Genomic DNA, 17,432 nt, shown 5'->3' with positions numbered 1-17,432 from the left:
GTCACGGGACCACCTCGTCGGCAGGGAGATCGGGCAGCTCGTCGTCGATGCGCGGGATGCTCTCCAGCAGCATCCGCGTGTAGTCGTGCCGGGGCTCGGCGAAGACCTGCTCGGCGGTGCCGTACTCGACCTGCTCACCCCGCCGCATCACCAGCACCCGGGTGGCGATCGAGCCGATCACGGCCAGGTCGTGCGTCACGAAGATCATCCCGGTGCCGGTCTCCTGCTGCAGGCCGGCGAGCAGGCGCAGGATCTGGGCCTGCACGGTCGCGTCCAGGGCTGTCGTCGGCTCGTCGGCGATGAGCAGCGAGGGGGAGCAGACCAGCGCCATGGCGATCATGACGCGCTGGCGCTGCCCGCCGGAGAACTGGTGCGGGTAGTGACCGGCCCGCCGTTCCGGCTCGGGGATGCCGACCTGCTCCAGCGCCTCGACGACGACCTTCCTGGCCGCCCTGCCGGAGCCGCCGCGGTGGGCCCGGTACATCTCCTCGATCTGCAGGCCGACCGTGTAGTACGGGTTCAGCGACGACAGCGGATCCTGGAAGATCATCGCCACCTGCTCGCCGCGGATCCGGCGCAGCTCCCGGTCCGTGCGGCCGAGCAGTTCGGCTCCGTCCAGCCTGACGCTGCCCCTGGTCGTCGCGCCGCGTGGCAGCAGCCCCATGACGGCCAGGCTGGTCATCGACTTGCCCGAGCCGGACTCGCCGACGATGCCGACGGTCTCGTTCCGGCCCACCGTGAACGACACGTCCTTGACCACGTCGACCGGGCCGCGGGTGGTGGGGAAGGTGATGGTGAGGTTCTGCACCTCCAGCAGTTCGCTCATCGGACCCTCACTCTCGGGTCGAGGCCGGTGTAGAGGAGGTCGACCACGACGTTGCCGATCACCACGAAGAACGCCGCCAGCAGGGTGACCGCCATGATCACCGGTTGGTCGTTCTTGGCGATCGAGTCGGCGGCCATCTTGCCGACCCCGTTGAGCCCGAAGACGGTCTCGGTGATCAGCGCGCCGCCCAGCAGCGCGGCGAAGTCCATGCCGAAGATCGTCGTGATCGGGGTGAGGGCGGGCCGCAGCGCGTGCCGGCGCATGGTCAGCGTGGGGCCGAGGCCCTTGGCCCGGGCCGTCCGCATGAAGTTCTCGGCCAGCGTGTCGATGACGTTCGACCTGGTCAGCCGCGCGTAGAGGCAGGCGTACCCGGTCGCCAGGACCAGCCACGGCATCAGGTACGACTGCAGCCACAGGACCGGGTCCTCGGAGAAGGGCACGGCCGAGGGGAACGGCAGGATCTCCAGCCGCACCACCAGCACGTACTGCAGCGCCAGCGCGAGCACGTAGTTGGGGACGCTGGCGCCGCCGAGGGCCAGGCCCATGGCCGCGCGGTCCCACCAGGAGCCCTCCTTGACGGCGCTGACCAGCCCGGCGGTGAGGCCGATGAGCAGCCACAGCACGGCCGCGCCGACCGCCACGGTGGCGCTGACCGGGAGCCGGTCCGTGATCATCTCCCAGACCGACTGGCTCGTCTGGAAGGAGTAGCCGAGGCAGGGCGCCGGGCAGTGGACGAGGTTGGCGCCGGCGCCGTAGTCCCGCCCGGCGAACAGGCCGAGCAGGTAGGTGCCGAACTGTGCCAGGAACGGCTCGTCGAGCCCCAGGACCGCGCGGATCTGCTCGATCCGGTCGGGGGTGCAGGTCTTGCCGCAGATCATCAGCGCCGGGTCGGGCGACAGCTTGAAGAAGATCAGGTACGTGAACAGGCAGACCAGGAAGAGGATCAGCAGCAGTCCGGCCAGCCGGCCGGCGAGGTAGCGGGCCATCAGGAGGCCTCCCCGGCGTCGGCGGCGGCGCGGACCCGGTCCCCGAGCACGGTGAGCGACAGCACGGTGAGGAAGAGGAACGTGCCGGGGATCGCGAAGTACATGGGGTCCATCGCGTACCAGCTCACCGAACTGGCGATCATCTGCCCCCAGGAGGGCGTCGGCGGGCTGACACCCACGCCGAGGAACGACAGCCCGGCCTCGGTGCCGATGTAGCCGGGAACGGCCAGCGTCGTCATGACGATGACGGAGTTGCGCAGGTTCGGCAGGATCTCCTTGAACACCAGCGCCCGGGTGGAGGCGCCCGACGCGCGGGCCGCCTCGATGAACTCCCGGTTCACCAGCGTCAGCGTCTGCCCGCGGACCAGCCGCGCCAGGTACGGCCAGCCGAACAGGGAGATCACCACGACCAGCAGGACCGACCGGTTGCCCGACGGCAGCGACGACAGGATCGCGATCATGAAGATCAGTGCGGGGAAGGCCATCAGGAAGTCCATGATCCGGCAGATGACCTGGTCGACCCAGCCCTGGTAGAAGCCGGCCAGCATGCCGAACACCACGCCGAGCAGGGTCGTCAGCGCGGTCGCCGACAGCGCGATGAGGAACGACACGCGGGCGCCGTAGGTGATGCGGGCGAGCACGTCGCGGCCGTTCTGCGGCTCGACGCCGAACAGGTGTTCGGCGCTGATGCCGCCGAACGAGCCGCGCGGCAGGCCGCCGAGGTCGGGGTTCACGGCCGCCGGGTCGAACGCGTTGGGGCCGTGCCCGGTGATCAGGGAGATGAGCGGCGCGCAGATCGCCATCAGGCCGACCAGGCCGAGGAACGCCGCGCTGCACACGGCGCCCCGGTCGCGCAGCAGGGCGCGGACGATCCGCCGCCCCTCGGTGGGGGGCGCGCCGGGCGCGTCCCCCACCGAGGCCGCCGCCTTCGCGTCATGCGAGGGTGTGGCGATGGCCATGCCTACTTGCTCGCGTCCTTGAGGCCGACGGAGACCAGGTCGATGCCGCCGGAGTAGGAGTCGTGCAGGTAGGCCCCGGCCACGTTGGAGCCGGTGACCGTCACGTTCTTCTCGTACAGCAGGGGCACGATGGGGGCCTTCTCCATGATCTGCTTGTCCAGCTCGGCGTAGGCGGCGTTGGCGGCGTCCACGTCGGGCATCGCGGCGATCTCGTCGATGCGCTTGTTGATGGCCGGGTCGTCGATCTGGGCGAGGTTCGTGTTGCCCTTGTCGAAGATGTTGCGGCCGTCGAACAGCGGCGGCAGGAACGTCGCGCCCGACGCCCAGTCCGGGCACCAGCCGGTGATGGCCGCGTCGTTCTGCCGGGACGGAGTGGCGATGACCTCGTAGAACGTGGACGTGTCGATGTTGTTGATCTTCACGTCGATGTTGAGCGGCTTCAGCGACTCCTGGATGGCGACCGCCATGCCCTGCTGCCGCGGCACGGGGCGGACGTCCAGGGTCAGCTCGAAGCCGGCCGAGAGCCCGGCGTCGGCCAGGAGCTGCCGCGCCTTGTTCAGGTCCGTCGGGTACAGGTCGTAGTCCACCCGTCCGACGATGGTCGGCGGCTGGATCGTGGTGGCCCGGGTGGCGAGCGCGGTGCCGCCGTCACCCGACACCACGTTGTCCTTGTTGATCGCGTGGTTGATGGCCTGCCGGACGCGCACGTCGGAGAGGTTCTTCCTGGTGGTGTTCAGGCTCATGTAGGTGGTGCAGCCCATGTAGCCCGACAGCGTGCGCTCCTTGTAGCGCGGGTCCTGGATGCGGGCCACCGTGGCCGGCTGGATCGCGCCGGCGATGGCGTTGGCGTCCGCGCCCTGGCCGGCGAGCATGCGCTCGTCGATCGTCGCGCCGTCGAGGCCGAAGGTGAACTCGTAGGAGTCCGGCTTGGCCGCGCGCACGGTGTCGGTGGCGGCCTTCCAGTGGGGGTTGCGCACCAGCTTCAGCTTCGAGCCGCGCTTGTAGCTCTCCACCTTGTACGGCCCCGAGGCGATCGGCTTGGTGTCGAACGCGGCGGCCGCGCCCGTGCCCTTCGGGAACGGCACGAAGTTGGGCTGGGTCAGGGCGCTGGCGAAGTCGGCGAACGGCTTCTTGAGCTTGAAGACGATCGTCTTGGGGTCCGGGGTCTCGATCGTGTCCAGGTCGCCGGACACGTACGGGCCCTTGTAGTCCTTGGGGGCGTCGATGAGCAGCTTGGCGTACGGCGAGCCGATGCCCGCCTCCGGGTCCCAGGCGCGCGAGATGCCGAACTTCACGTCCTCGCTGGTGATCGGCTTGCCGTCCTCGAAGAAGATGTCGTCCTTGAGGGTGAACGTCCAGGTCTTGTTGTCGTCGGACGGCGTGCCGGTGGTGGTCGCCAGGTCGGGAACGATCTTCGTGCCCTCCGCGCCCTTGCCGGCGCCGAACGTGGTCAGGCCGCGGTAGACGAGGCGGTAGAAGTTGTTGACGCCGCCGTCCCAGCCCCTGACCGGGTCGAGGTGGGAGTAGTCGGCGGTGAGCAGGACGTGCACGGTGCCGCCGGAGGCGGACGACGCCGCGGGGGAACCGGCGGGGGAGGCGGGCTTGCCACCGCCGCACGCGGTCACCGCCAGCGTGGTGAACACCGCGATGCTGGCCAGAACGGCCGATCTCCTCATGTGTTGCCTTCTTTCCGTGTTGCTCGACGGCCGGGTGTGCCGTTACTGCGCCCTGACCCACACGCGCATGGCCGCGGCCGTGCGGTTGCCCCACAGGAAGTAGGGGACGAAGGTCACGGAGACCTCCGCTTCCGGGGCGGCGGGAGGGGCGGGGGTGAGCTCCGGGTAGAGCTCTGCCGGCGGTGCGGGCGCGACGCCCGCCGCCGTCCGAAGCACGACCGCCCCCGGCAGCCCGCACTCCGACGTTGAGGTGTCCGCGGCGGTGTCCGCGGCGGTGTCCGCGGCGGTGTCCGCGGCGGGGTTCGCGGCGGTGTCCGCGGCGGGGTTCGCCGACGCGTCCGCCCGGGCGATCGCGTCGGCGGACAGCAGCAGGTCGTCCACGGGGACCGGCGCGTCCTGCTGCTCGACGCAGTAGACGAGCGGGCCGCGGGCGACGGCGACCGCGCCGCGGGTGGCGTCCAGGTGGGGGTGCGAGACGTGGCCGCGCACCGGCATCGGCAGGTCCAGGAGCAGCCGGTCGTCCCGGGACCAGTGCCGTTCCACCGTCAGCCAGCCGTCCTCGGCCGTCACGGGCGCGCCGTCCAGCGTGACTTCCCGCGCCCAGGCGGGGATCCGCAGCTTGATCGCGTACGGCCGGGCGGGCGCGCGTTCGACGGTCAGCCGCACCGCGCCGTCCCACGGGTAGTCCGTCTCCACGCGCAGCGTGAGGTCGCCGGTCTCGATCCGGCCGGCGGCGTACTGGGCGAGGTAGAGGGTGTCGCCGCGCTCGGCGGCCAGGTAGTCGCCCAGTTGCGCCATCCAGCGCACCACGTTCGGCGGGCAGCACGGGCAGCCGAACCACGACCGGCGCAGCGGTTCGCCGCCGGTCTCGGCGCCGCTGCGCTGCTCGTGGTCGGGGCGGCGCTGGAGCGGGTTGTCGTAGAAGAACGCCGTCCCGTCGGCCGACAGGCCCACGGCGTAGGCGTTGAACAGGACCCGCTCGAAGACGTCGAGGTACGTGGACCCGCCCGTGGCCAGGAACATCCGCCAGGCCCACTGCATGAGGCCGATGGCGGCGCAGGTCTCGCTGTAGGAGCGTTCGGACGGCAGCTCGTACCGGTCGCCGATGGCCTCGTCGGAGTGGCGGCTGCCGAGGCCGCCGGTGATGTAGAGCTTGGTGGCGACCATGTCGTCCCACAGCCGCTCGAGCGCCCGCAGCAGGGTCGGGTCGCCCGTCTCCAGGTGGACGTCGGCCGCTCCGGCCGCCAGGTAGGCCATCCGCACGGCGTGGCCGGTGACCGACGGCATCTCCCGCAGCGGGAGGTGGTCCTGGAAGTAGTCCGGCGGGAAGATGCTGTGCGTCAGCCTGCCCCGGCCGCGCCGCTCCACGAACAGCTCGGCCTGGGTGAGGTAGGCGCGCTCGCCGGTCTCCCGGTAGAGCTCGACCAGTGCCATCTCCACTTCGGGGTGGCCGCAGACGGCCTCCTCGCCGGCCTCGCCGAAGCGCCGGACGACGAGGTCGGCGAACCGGACGGCCACGCCGAGCAGCCGGTCGTCGCCCATCCGCCGGGCGGCGGCCACGGCGGCCTGGATCAGGTGTCCCAGGTTGTACAGCTCGTGGCCCCAGGCGAGGTCCTCCCACGGCGTCTTGGCCGCGGCCGGGTCCTGGAAGAACGAGTTGAGGTAACCGTCGTCGGCCTGCACCCGCTCCAGCAGCCCGACGACCTCGTCGAAGAACTCACGGACGCCGTCGCCCGCGCCGCCGCGGCCGATCTCGTAGGCCAGGCCCTCCAGCGTCTTGTACAGGTCGGTGTCCAGGAACGGGTAGCGGCCGCGGTAGGGCGGGGGGTCGGCGGTGAGCAGGCGGCTCAGGTTGGCGACGTTGCCGGCGGCGCGAAGCTGCTCGACGGTGTGCGGGATCGTGGCCCGCCGGTTCCTGTCCTGCCAGCTCCGCAGCAGCCCGCCGGTGATGTGGCCCGCGACCGGGACGACGGCCCCGTGCACGGCCCGTACGGCTCCGTGGCGTACGTCGATACCCGGCTGGACATGCGGAGACGCCATCAATCGCTCCCAGTAAGGTGTGCTATTGCAGTGTGGCATTGCACTGAACCTTAGGGGTACGACAGCCGACTGCCAAGAGGCCGGAGGCGATTCGCCGGCTCACGATCCGGCGTCGAGAACCGCGCCGCGCGGCCGCCCGAACCCGCTGTCGCCGCTGCCGGTGGGCGGTCGTCGGGGTGCCCGTGAGGCCCGGGGGACACGCCGCGCCACGGCGTCGCCGCCCAGTTCGACGCACCCGGTCGTAACGAATCTACGTTGTAAAGGCGCCGGGCCGGTTCACGGCCGGTGCAGCTCCTCCGCGACCTCTTGCAGGCGGCGGGTGACGTGGGCGAGAGCGCGCAGCGTGTCGAGGTCGAGATGCTCCATGATCTGCCGGATGTGCTGCAGCCCCGCGTCGTTGATCTCCTCGATGACCCGGGTGCCGGCGGGGGTCAGCTCCACCCGCCGGACGCGGCGGTCGTTGGGGTCCTCGTGCCGGCTCACCAGGCCGTGCTGGACGAGCCGGTCGACGATGCCGGTGACCGTGCCCAGGCCGACGCCGAGGTCGTGGGCGAGATCCTGGCCGGAGAGCGACCCTCGGAGCGACAGCAGGAGGACCACCTTGAGCTGCCGCATGGTCAGGTTGGAGGTGAACAGCGGCGACTGCAGGTGGGCGAAGGCCCGCCCCAGCCCGCGCTGGGCCTCGGTGACTCGCCGGATCAGGTCTTCGCGCTCGTCGATCTCTCTCACCTCTCGTTGCCTGAGAATCTTATCAGGAAGGTTGGCTCACCCTAAATATTCGTCAAAGGCGAAGTGTTAGGCTGAGGCGAATTCTCGGAGGGGACCCCATGACCGCATTAGCCCGGTTGAGCCTTGCCAACCGCAGTCTTGTCATCCTGGTGGCGCTCGTGCTCAGCGCGTTCGGCGCGTTCACGATCCCGCAGTTGAAGCAGCAGTTGCTGCCCTCCCTGGCCTTCCCCGGCGCGTTCGTCATCGCCCCCTATCCGGGCGCCTCGCCGGAGATCGTGGAGGACCAGGTCACCAAGCCGTTGGAGGACGCCTTCCAGGGGCTCGCCGGCATGGAGGAGATGACGTCCACGTCGAAGGAGGGCCTGGCGCAGATCCAGGTCGCCTTCACCTTCGGCACCGACATCGAGGCGTCGCTGAACAAGATGCAGCAGGCGGTGACCCGGGTCCAACTGCCCGACGGTGTCGAACCGCAGGTCGCCGCGGGCAACACCGACGACATCCCGGTGATGGTGCTCGCCGTCGGCGACGGCGGCGACCCGCGGGCGATGGCCGACAAGCTGCGCCAGATCATGCTGCCGGAGTTGCAGGGCGTCGAGGGCGTGCGCGAGGTGACGGTCACGGGCACGCGCGACGAGGTCGTCACGATCACGCCCGACATCGGCAAGATGGCCAGGGCGGGCGTGTCGCCGGCGCAGATCCCCGACGTGCTGCGGGCCAACGGCACCCCGGTGCCGGCGGGCGCGCTGACCGACGACGGCAAGTCCCTGACGGTCCAGGTGGGCACCCGCGTCGACACGGTGGCCAAGCTCGAAGACCTCTACCTGACGCCCGCCGCGCCCCAGGCCCAACCCCAGGCCCAGGCTCAACCCCAGGCCCAGGGCCGGCCGCAGAGCCAGACGCCGGGCCAGCCGCAGTCCGGCCGGCCGGCGACCGGCCAGGTGCCCGCCGCCGCGCCGAAGCCCGTCCAGCTCGGTGACGTCGCCAAGGTCGAGCGCGGGCTGGCCGAGGCGACGTCCATCACCCGTACCGACGGCAAGACCAGCCTCGGCGTGTCCGTGACGATGGAGCCCGACGGCAACGCCGTCACGATCTCGCACGCCGTGCGCGAGAAGCTGCCGGACCTGACCAAGGCGCTCGGCGACTCCTCCGACACCGCGGTCGAGGTCGTCTTCGACCAGGCCCCGTACGTCGAGGAGTCGATCGAGAGCCTCACCACCGAGGGCCTGCTGGGGCTGGCGTTCGCGGTGCTGATCATCCTGGTGTTCCTGCTGTCGGTGCGGTCCACCATCGTGACCGCGGTGTCCATCCCGCTGTCGGTGGTCATCGCGCTGATCGCGTTGTGGGCCGGCGACCACTCCCTGAACATGCTGACCCTCGGCGCCATGACGATCGCCGTCGGCCGGGTGGTCGACGACTCGATCGTGGTGCTGGAGAACATCAAACGCCACCTCGGCTACGGCGAGGCGAAGCTGACGGCGATCCTGTCGGCCGTGCGCGAGGTGTCGGGCGCCGTGACCGCCTCGACGCTGACCACGGTCGCGGTGTTCGCGCCGATCGCGGTGGTCGGCGGCATGGTGGGCGAGCTGTTCGGCCCGTTCGCCGTCACCGTGGCGGTGGCGCTGCTGGCGTCGCTGGTGGTGTCGCTGACCGTGGTGCCGGTGCTGGCGTACTGGTTCCTGAAGGCGCCGGAGCTGACCCCGGAGCAGGCGCGCGCCCAGCGCGAGCAGGCCGAGGCCAAGGAACTGCGCAGCCCCCTGCAGCGCGCCTACCTGCCGGTGCTGCGCTTCGCCACCCGCTTCAAGATCGTCACGCTGGTCATCGGCCTGGTGGTGTTCGCCGGGACGATGGGCCTGGCGGGCCGCCTGGAGACCAACTTCCTCGACTCCTCGGGCCAGGACACGATCTCCGTCAACCAGCGCATGCCCGCGGGCACCGACCTGGCCACCACCGACGCGGCGGCCAAGAAGGTCGAGGACGTGCTGGCCGGCATGGCCGACGTCGAGTCCTTCCAGGTGACCGTCGGCGGCGGCAACGCGCTGGCGGGAGGCTTCGGCGGGGGCGGCGGCGCGGACCGGGCCTCGTACTCGGTGACGATCAAGGACGGGGCCGACACGCCGCGGATCGAGCAGGCGCTGCGCGAGAAGCTGGACGGACTGTCCGGCGTCGGCGAGGTGCGCGTCGGCGCCGGCGGCGGCGCGGGCGGCTTCTCCTCCGACACCGTCGAGGTGGTCGTGCAGGCGCCCGACGCGACCGCCCTGCGGGCGGCCGCCGACGTGGTCAAGGCGACGATGAGCCAGGTGACCGGGCTGCGCGACGTGACCTCCAACCTGGAGGCGAGCGCCCCCCGCATCGAGGTGCGCGTCGACCGCGAGAAGGCGGCGGCCAAGGGCCTGACCGAGGCGCAGGTCGGCCAGTCGGTGGCGCAGGCCTTCCGCGGCGCGCCGCTCGGCCAGCTCACCCTGGACGGCCGCGCCAGCGACCTCGTGCTGCGCGTCGGCGACGCGCCGCAGGACGTCAAGGACATCGAGGACCTGCGGCTGCAGACGGCGACCGGCCTGGTGAAGCTGTCGTCGGTGGCCGACGTCGAGGAGGTGGCCGGCCCCACCCAGGTGACGCGGGTCGACGGCGCCCGCTCCGCCACGGTCACCGCCAAGGTCACGGCCAGCGACCTGGGCAGCGTCACGCAGACGCTGACGCAGCGGCTGACCGGCCTGGACCTGCGGGGCGGCGCCTCCTACAAGATCGGCGGCGCGTCCGCCGACCAGGAGGAGGCGTTCGCCGACCTGGGCCTGGCCATGCTCGCCGCCATCGCCATCGTCTTCATGATCATGGTGGCGACGTTCCGCAGCTTCGTGCAGCCGCTCATCCTGCTGGTGTCGGTCCCGTTCGCGGCCACGGGCGCGGTGGGGCTGCTGCTGGCCACCGGCACGGCGATGGGCGTGCCGGCGCTGATCGGCATGCTCATGCTCATCGGCATCGTGGTGACGAACGCGATCGTGCTGATCGACCTCATCAACCAGTACCGCGAGCAGGGCATGGGCATCGTGGAGGCGGTGATCGAGGGGGGCCGGCGCCGGCTGCGCCCCATCCTGATGACCGCTATCGCCACGATCTGCGCGCTGACGCCGATGGCGCTGGGCGTGACGGGCTCCGGCGGGTTCATCTCGCAGCCACTGGCCATCGTCGTCATCGGCGGCCTGATCAGCAGCACCCTGTTGACACTGGTCCTGGTGCCCACGCTCTACGTGATGGTCGAGCGGGCCAAGGAGCGCCTGCGCCGCCGCCCCGACGCCGCCGCTCCGCCTCGCCAGGACACCGACGCCGCAGGGAAGGACAAGCTCGCCGGTCACCCGGCGTGACATCCCGCCGCAGAAGCCCCGGCCGCCCGCCGGGGCTTCGCCCTTCCGCCTCGTGACGGCTCGGCGCCGCACCCTGACGCCGCTATGGTGATCACCACAGTGCGGGTCATGAGGAGGCACCCCCCAGTGAGCAACATCAGGCGCAGTGCGACCCTCGCTCTCGGGATGGCCGCCACGCTGGCGGCGTCCGTGACGCTGAGCGGTCCTGCCGTGGCGGCGTCCTCGCCCATCGAGGCCTGCGGCGGCGGCAGCTACCACGTGATCGACAGCCACGCCTTCGGCTCCAGCGCCACCACCTACCTGCTCTACAACGGCAGCACCAACTGCGTGGTGACGTGGAAGACCGGCGGGAGGGGCAACACCGCCTGGGTGCGGGCGATGGTGCAGGCGTACGGCTCGTCGGGAAAGGTGGACGCGGATCACTATCGCTACTACGCCGGCCCGGTCAAGGCCCATGCGCCGGGCAAGTGCATCAGGTGGGGCGGCTCCTACGGCGACCAGTGGTGGGAGAGCCCCTGGGAGCACTGCGGCTGACCCCCGACAGAGCCGGACGACCCACGTCCTCAGCTCCCTTCTGAACGGGGTCGCCGGCCGGTCCGGTCGTCGTGGGCCGGCAGTTCGTCCACGACGAGCAGGTCGGGGCGTAGCTGTCCGTCCCGGTGGGCGGCGCGGCCGACCATGTGCGCCGCGACGGGGGCGGTGGCCAGCTGGAACGCGCCGATCAGCAGCAACGTCGTGATGTCCACGCCGGTGCGCAGCCGCAGCCCGCAACCGACCAGCACCAGCAGCAGGCCGAGCACCTGAGGTTTGGTGGCCGCGTGCATGCGTGACAGCAGGTCCGGGAAGTGGGTCAGGGCGAGCCCGGCGGCGAGGCTGAGCAGGGCGCCGGTGATGAGACACGCCGCGGCGGCGATGTCGAAAACCGTCTCAGGGCTCATGGCGGCGGCTCCGGACGGCGAAGCGGGCGACGCTCACCGAACCGGTGAACCCCAGGATGGACAGCACGACGAGGACGGGCAGCGCGGTGGCGTCGCGGCTGTAGGCGACGTCGGTGGCGATGGCGGCGACGATGACGGCCAGCAGCACGTCGGTGGCCACGATCCGGTCGAGGACGGACGGGCCACGGATGATCCGGGTGAGGGTGAGCATGCCGGCGACGGCGAGCAGGATGGTGACCGTCATGGCGACGATGGTCATGCGCGTGGGCCTTTCCGGTCGGCGGACGACTGTGGACGGGTGGGATCGGCCGCGGCGACCAGGCGCCGTTCGGCGGCCGAACCGATCGCGGCGACGATCCGCGCTTCCAACTGCCAGACGCTCCGGCGGAACCGTTCGACCTCCGCGGGGGTGCGCACGCCGAGAACGTGGACGTACAGCGTGCCGGTGGCGCGGTCGACGTCGATGACGATGCTGCCGGGAACCAGGCACAGGGCTTCCGCGGTCAGTGTCACGTTGAGGTCGGAACGGACCCGCAGCGGCACGGCGATGGCCGCGCTGCGCGGAGTGTGCCCGATCCGGAAGGCGAGCGCGGCGACCTGGGCGCTGGAGACGACGAGGTCGAACAGGAAACGCAGGGCGAAGCGCAGCAGGCCCAGCGGGTGGAGACGGCCGGCGAAGGTCACCGGCGGCAGCGGGAACACGGTGAGGACGACGGCGGCCACGGCCAGGCCGCTGATGAGGTTCGCCCAGGTGAAGGAGCCCCACAGCAGGCTCCACACGGTGACCAGGGCGGTCACGGCGATCGCCCGGTTACGGCGCCGGTCGCGCCGGGTCAGCGGTGCGGAGGCGAGGTCGCCGCGCGGGGTGTGGTCGTGGCTCATGGCGCACCGTCCGGGTAGACCGCCTGGACGTAGGTGGTCCGGCCGAGCAGGTCGGCCGCGGTCGTGCTGCTCAGGTCGAACAGCGGTCCCGCCACAGCGGTGAGCCCCACGCTGAGGACCACCAGCGCGGCGGTGGAGGCGACCATCAGCCTGGGCAGCATCACGCCGGAGGAGGTGTCGGCGGGCATGTCGGCGTGCGGGGTGCGCCAGAAGGCCAGGTTCCACACCCGGGCGATGGCGTAGAGGGTGAGCAGGCTGGTCAGCAACCCGCCGGCGACCAGACCCCAGGCCAGCGGGCCGCCCGCGTCGATCCCGGCCTGCAGGAGGCCGGTCTTGCCGAGGAAGCCGGAGAACGGCGGGATGCCGGCGAGGTTGAGCCCGGGGACGAAGAACAGCACCCCGAGCAGTGGCGACATCCGGGCGAGCCCGCCGAGCCGGTCCAGTGAGGTGCTGCCACCGCGACGTTCGACCAGGCCTGCGGCGAGGAAGAGCGTCGTCTGGATCGTGATGTGGTGCACCACGTAGAAGATCGCCGCCGACAGGCCGACGGCGCTGGTGAGGCCCACTCCGAACAGCATGTACCCGATGTGGCTGACCAGGGTGAACGAGAGCAGCCGTTTGATGTCGGACTGAGCGACCGCGCCGAGGATGCCGACCAGCATGGTCAGCAGCGCCACCACCAGCATCAGGTCGGCCGCCCGCCCGCCGGGGAACAGCAGGGTCTCGGTACGGATGATGGCGTACACGCCGACCTTGGTCAGCAGGCCGGCGAACACCGCGGTCACCGGGGCCGGGGCGGTGGGATAGCTGTCGGGCAGCCAGGCCGACAGCGGGAAGGCCGCCGCCTTGATCCCGAAGGCGAGCAGCAGCATGCCCTGCAGCATCAGGCGCAGGTTGTCCGGCAGGGCGTCGAGCCGGCCGGCGAGTTGCGCGAGGTTGAGGGTGCCGGTGGCCGCGTAGACGAGCCCGATGGCGGTCAGGAAGATCAACGAAGACAGCAGGCTGACCACGACGTAGGTGGTGCCGGCGCGGATGCGGTTCTCCGTGCCGCCCAGGGTGAGGAGCACATAGCTGGCCACCAGCAGGATCTCGAAGCCGACGTAGAGGTTGAACAGGTCTCCGGACAGGAACGCGTTGGTCACGCCGGCGGTGAGCACGAGGTAGGTCGGGTGGTAGACCGACAGCGGGGTCTCCTCGTCGCCGTCGGCCATGCCCTGGCCGATGGAGTACACCAGGACGGCGAGGGTGACGGCGGCGGAGACGACCAGCATGAGCGAGGCGAGCTGGTCGGCGACCAGGACGATGCCCAGCGGCGCCACCCAGCCCCCCGCTTCGACGACCAGCGGTCCGCGCAGCGAGGACACCACCAGCAGGACGGCGGCGACCAGCAGGGTCGCGCTGAGCACGGTGAGGCTGACGGCCCGCTGCGCGCGCGGGCGCCCGGCCAGCATCAGCGTCAGCGCCGCCCCGAGCAGCGGCATGACCACCGGCAGGGGGACGAGGGCCGTCATGGCCGTGCCTCCGTCCCGTCGCCACGGCGGGCCGGCCGGTCGTCGTCGTCGCCGTCGCCGTCGCCGTCGCCGTCGCCGTCGCCGTCGCCGCCGCCGTTGCCCTCGCCGTTGCCGTTGCCGTCGCCGTCGGCCAGGCCCTCGTCCCGTTCGGCGAGCCGGACGATCCGGCGGTCCTCGGCGTCGTCCTGCACCTCGTCATGGCCGACGAGGAGCCAGCTGCGGTAGGCCATCGCCAGCAGGAACGCCGTCATACCGAGCGTGATCACGATGGCGGTGAGGATCATCGCCTGCGGCAGCGGGTCGCTCATCCGCTCGGGCGGGGTGACGCCGACGATCGGCGCCCCGCCGGCCCGGCCGCCCATGAGGATCAGCATGTTGACGCCGTTGCCGAGCAGGATCACGCCCATCAGGACCCGGGTGAGGCTGCGCTCCAGCAGCAGGATCGCGCCGGCGGCGAACAGCACGCCGATCGTGGCGACATAGGTGAGGTTGGGCGTCACACCGGCTCCTTGGTCAGGGCGTCGTCGTCGGGGTCCTGCTGGCGGTCCATCTCGGCGCCGAGGCTGCGCAGGATGTCCAGCACCAGCCCGACGACGATGAGGTACACGCCGATGTCGAAGAACAGCGACGTGACGAGGTGGACGTGGCCGAGGACGGGCAGGTGGAAGTCCAGCATCGCGCTCTGCAGGATCTGCCCGCCGAGCAGCATCGCCGCCGCGCCGGTGCCCGCCGCCACGAACAGGCCCGCGCCGAGGACGGCGCCCGCGTCGATGGGCGCCGCGGCGTTCAGCTCGGCCCGGCCGCCGGCCAGGTACCGCACCGTCAGGGCGAGTCCGCAGACCAGCCCGCCGGCGAACCCGCCACCCGGCGTGTTGTGGCCGGAGAAGAGCAGGTAGACGGAGAACAGCACGATGGTGTGGAACAGCAGCCGGATGACCACCCGCAGGATGATCGAATGCCGGTGGGCCTCAGGGGCGGCACCGGTCGTCAGCCACTGCCCCGAACCCCGGGCTTCGGGAGCCGGCGTCCAGTCGCCCTTGCGCCGGCGCAGCGCCTCGGTGCCGCGGAAGATCAGGCTCGCCACGCCGGTGGCGGCCGCCACCAGCACCGCGATCTCACCCATCGTGTCCCAGGCGCGGATGTCGACCAGGGCGACGTTCACGATGTTCTCGCCGCCGCCGTAGGACACCGCCGGCCCCGGATACCCCGCCGAGATCGGGACGGCCTGGCGGGCGCCGGCGGCCGCGTACGCCATGCCCGCGGCGACCGCGCCGACGGCGACGCCGATCGCGACGCGCCCGCGCCGGCCGGCCCGGATGGGCCGCCGGGAGAACGTCGCCGGCAGGTGGCGCAGGACGAGCACGAACATCGCGAGCGTGACCGTCTCCACCAGGAACTGCGTCAGCGCCAGATCCGGCGCGCCGTGCAGGACGAACAGCACCGCGGTGCCGTAACCGGCCACCCCCACCAGGACCATGGCGTTGAGCCGGCGCAACGCCCGGACGGCGAAGACCGCCGCAGTGATCACTCCCGCGGCGGCGACCGCCTGCACGGGGGTGTCCCAGGCGCGCCCGTGCCGCAGCCACGGCTGCCCGGCGAGCATCACCCCGCCGGGCAGGGCGACCAGCACGAGCAGGATGACCCCGAGGTAGAACGGCAGCGAACCACGCTGCGTCGCCCCGGTCAGCTCCACCGCGAGCCGTCCCACCCATCCCATCACGCGGTCGTAGCCGCGCTCGCCGTCGATCGGCAGCCGTAGCCTGCCCGGCAGGCGCCCCGCGCGCAGGAACAGGCCGCAGCCGGCCGCGAGCGCCAGCGCGGACAACCCCAGGGCCGGGGTGAACCCGTGCCACAACGCGAGACGGTACGGAGCCTCGGCGGCTCCCCCCGCGCCGGCTCCTACCGTGTCGGCGTACGCGGCCAGCATCCCGCCGACCGCCGGGGCGGACACGCCCACCACGAGCCCGGCCACGGCCAGCGACGCCGGCGGCCCGACGAACGCCCACCCGATGCGGCGGGGTCGTACGGCGGCCACGCCGGGCTTGTCGGCGAAGACGCCCCACAGCAGCCGCAGCGTGTACGCCACCGTGAGGGCCGAGCCGAGCACCAGGCCGGCGAGCGCGATCCGGTCCGCGCCGGAGCCGTGCAGCAGCGCCTCGAACACCGCCTCCTTGCCGACGAAACCGGCCGTCGGCGGCACCCCCGCCATCGACGCCCCCGCCAGCACGGCCACCGCGGCCGGCCACGGCGCCCGCCGTCCGAGGCCGCTGAGCTCGCGCAGGTCCCTGGTGCCGGTGGAACGGTCGACGATGCCGACGACGAGGAAGAGAGCCGCCTTGAACAGCGCGTGCGCCAGCAGCATCGCCGCGCCGGCCAGCGCCGCGTCGCGGCTCCCGCCGCCGAACACCGCCATGAGCAGGCCGAGCTGGCTGACGGTCCCGTACGCGAGCAGCAGCTTCGCGTCGTGCTGGCGCAGCGCCGCCCACCCGCCCAGCAGCATCGTGAGCGTGCCGGCGGCCAGCAGCACCGCCCGCCACACGTCCACCTCGCCGACCGCCGGAGTCATCAGCGCGGCCAGGAAGACCCCGGCCTTCACCATCGCGGCGGCGTGCAGGTAGGCGCTGACCGGCGTGGGCGCGGCCATGGCGGCCGGCAGCCAGAAGCTGAACGGGAAGATCGCGGACTTGCTGAGCGCGCCCAGCAGGACGAGCAGCAGCGCGACCGTCAGGTAACCCCCGCCCGGCAGCGTCCCGGCGATCTGCGACCACTGGTAGGTCCCGGCATGCTGACCGAGCATGATGAATCCGGCCAGCATCGCCAGCCCGCCCAGCGTGGTGACCAGCAGCGCCTGCGTGGCGGCCGCCCGGCTCGCCCGCCGGGCCGGGTCATGGCCGATCAGCAGGTAGGAGAAGACGGTGGTCAGCTCCCAGAACACGTACAGCAGGAGCAGGTTGTCGCTGACGACCAGGCCGAGCATGGCCCCGGCGAACGCGACGAACACCGCCGCGAAACGCCCGAGCCCGTCGTCGTCGGCGGCGAAGTAGCGGGCGCTGTAGCACAGGACCAGCGCGCCGATCCCGCCGACGAGGACGACCATCAGCCAGGCGAGGGCCCCCACCCGGACGGCGATCTCGAGGCCGAGCTGCGGAACCCACGCGTACGTCCCGGCCACGGCGGCGCCGGCACGGATCTGGCCGGTGTGCGCCAGCGCCCACGCCGACGCCGCGGCCGGGGCCGCCGCCAGCACGTACAGCGCCCGCCGCCCCAGCAGGCGGACCAGCGGGGGAGCGGCCACGGCGGCGAGCGCGTGCACCACGACGAGCAGAAGGGCCCCCTGCGCGCCGAACATCACGTCCGGTGCACTCATCGACGTTCCCCTCGCCCGGCCCGCATGCGGGTCCGGTCCTCGTGTGGCGGTCGTGGACGGTCGCCGCCCGGCATCCCGTTCGGGCGTGGGCGGCGGGGACGCGGGCGCCGGACCGCCGGGAGGCCGGCGGCAGGTCCGCACCCGTCAGCGGGGGACGAC

At 71.9% G+C, this 17,432-nt stretch carries 14 protein-coding genes; 2 read left to right on the top strand and 12 right to left on the bottom strand.

Going from position 1 to position 17,432, the window contains the following annotated elements:
* Nucleotide 1: 1 nt before the first annotated feature.
* The 6 genes from ACGF0J_RS09690 to ACGF0J_RS09665 form a co-directional block, all read right to left on the bottom strand.
* On the bottom strand, nt 2-826 hold the full coding sequence (locus ACGF0J_RS09690; protein WP_393143828.1) for an ABC transporter ATP-binding protein: 825 nt from the start codon (nt 824-826) through the stop codon (nt 2-4).
* Nucleotides 823-1,812 (bottom strand): ABC transporter permease, encoded by a 990-nt coding sequence (locus ACGF0J_RS09685; protein WP_393143826.1) that lies wholly within the window; start codon nt 1,810-1,812, stop codon nt 823-825. Before ACGF0J_RS09685 ends, ACGF0J_RS09690 begins: the two co-directional genes overlap by 4 nt.
* Nucleotides 1,812-2,771 (bottom strand): ABC transporter permease, encoded by a 960-nt coding sequence (locus ACGF0J_RS09680; protein WP_393143824.1) that lies wholly within the window; start codon nt 2,769-2,771, stop codon nt 1,812-1,814. The genes ACGF0J_RS09685 and ACGF0J_RS09680 overlap by 1 nt, the downstream gene beginning before the upstream one ends.
* A gap of 2 nt (nt 2,772-2,773) precedes the next feature.
* Nucleotides 2,774-4,447: an ABC transporter substrate-binding protein gene (locus tag ACGF0J_RS09675; protein ID WP_393143822.1), complete on the bottom strand. Its 1,674-nt coding sequence runs from the start codon at nt 4,445-4,447 to the stop codon at nt 2,774-2,776.
* A gap of 42 nt (nt 4,448-4,489) precedes the next feature.
* Complete coding sequence (locus tag ACGF0J_RS09670; protein ID WP_393143820.1) at nt 4,490-6,487, bottom strand: glycoside hydrolase family 127 protein; 1,998 nt, start codon at nt 6,485-6,487, stop codon at nt 4,490-4,492.
* A 276-nt stretch (nt 6,488-6,763) separates the two neighbouring features.
* Nucleotides 6,764-7,216: a MarR family winged helix-turn-helix transcriptional regulator gene (locus ACGF0J_RS09665; RefSeq protein ID WP_393143818.1), complete on the bottom strand. Its 453-nt coding sequence runs from the start codon at nt 7,214-7,216 to the stop codon at nt 6,764-6,766.
* A gap of 98 nt (nt 7,217-7,314) precedes the next feature.
* On the opposite strand from ACGF0J_RS09665, the gene ACGF0J_RS09660 reads away from it, so the two are divergent.
* Nucleotides 7,315-10,575, top strand: coding sequence for an efflux RND transporter permease subunit (locus tag ACGF0J_RS09660; protein ID WP_393143816.1), 3,261 nt, complete (start codon nt 7,315-7,317; stop codon nt 10,573-10,575).
* 126 nt (nt 10,576-10,701) lie between these two features.
* Complete coding sequence (locus ACGF0J_RS09655; RefSeq protein WP_393143814.1) at nt 10,702-11,109, top strand: hypothetical protein; 408 nt, start codon at nt 10,702-10,704, stop codon at nt 11,107-11,109.
* Between the two features lie 29 nt (nt 11,110-11,138).
* Here the strand turns inward: ACGF0J_RS09655 and mnhG are convergent, their stop codons facing one another.
* Genes mnhG through ACGF0J_RS09625 form a run of 6 tightly spaced genes read right to left on the bottom strand, consistent with a single transcriptional unit; the run spans nt 11,139 to nt 17,273 of the window.
* A complete protein-coding gene (mnhG, locus tag ACGF0J_RS09650; RefSeq protein ID WP_393143812.1) occupies nt 11,139-11,513 on the bottom strand; it encodes a monovalent cation/H(+) antiporter subunit G in 375 nt (124 codons plus the stop codon).
* On the bottom strand, nt 11,503-11,772 hold the full coding sequence (locus tag ACGF0J_RS09645; protein ID WP_393143810.1) for a monovalent cation/H+ antiporter complex subunit F: 270 nt from the start codon (nt 11,770-11,772) through the stop codon (nt 11,503-11,505). The genes mnhG and ACGF0J_RS09645 overlap by 11 nt, the downstream gene beginning before the upstream one ends.
* Nucleotides 11,769-12,395, bottom strand: coding sequence for a Na+/H+ antiporter subunit E (locus tag ACGF0J_RS09640; RefSeq protein ID WP_393143808.1), 627 nt, complete (start codon nt 12,393-12,395; stop codon nt 11,769-11,771). The genes ACGF0J_RS09645 and ACGF0J_RS09640 overlap by 4 nt, the downstream gene beginning before the upstream one ends.
* Nucleotides 12,392-13,906 carry a Na+/H+ antiporter subunit D gene (locus ACGF0J_RS09635; RefSeq protein WP_393143806.1) on the bottom strand — a complete coding sequence of 505 codons (1,515 nt, stop codon included), beginning with the start codon at nt 13,904-13,906 and terminating at the stop codon, nt 12,392-12,394. Before ACGF0J_RS09635 ends, ACGF0J_RS09640 begins: the two co-directional genes overlap by 4 nt.
* Nucleotides 13,903-14,406 carry a Na(+)/H(+) antiporter subunit C gene (locus tag ACGF0J_RS09630; RefSeq protein ID WP_393143804.1) on the bottom strand — a complete coding sequence of 168 codons (504 nt, stop codon included), beginning with the start codon at nt 14,404-14,406 and terminating at the stop codon, nt 13,903-13,905. Before ACGF0J_RS09630 ends, ACGF0J_RS09635 begins: the two co-directional genes overlap by 4 nt.
* Nucleotides 14,403-17,273 (bottom strand): Na+/H+ antiporter subunit A, encoded by a 2,871-nt coding sequence (locus ACGF0J_RS09625; protein ID WP_393143802.1) that lies wholly within the window; start codon nt 17,271-17,273, stop codon nt 14,403-14,405. Before ACGF0J_RS09625 ends, ACGF0J_RS09630 begins: the two co-directional genes overlap by 4 nt.
* Between the last annotated feature and the right edge of the window lie 159 nt (nt 17,274-17,432).

Origin of the sequence: Nonomuraea sp. NPDC047897 (genome assembly GCF_043204415.1) — a bacterium.
GTDB lineage: Bacteria > Actinomycetota > Actinomycetes > Streptosporangiales > Streptosporangiaceae > Nonomuraea.
This window is presented reverse-complemented; position numbering and strand designations above follow the sequence as displayed.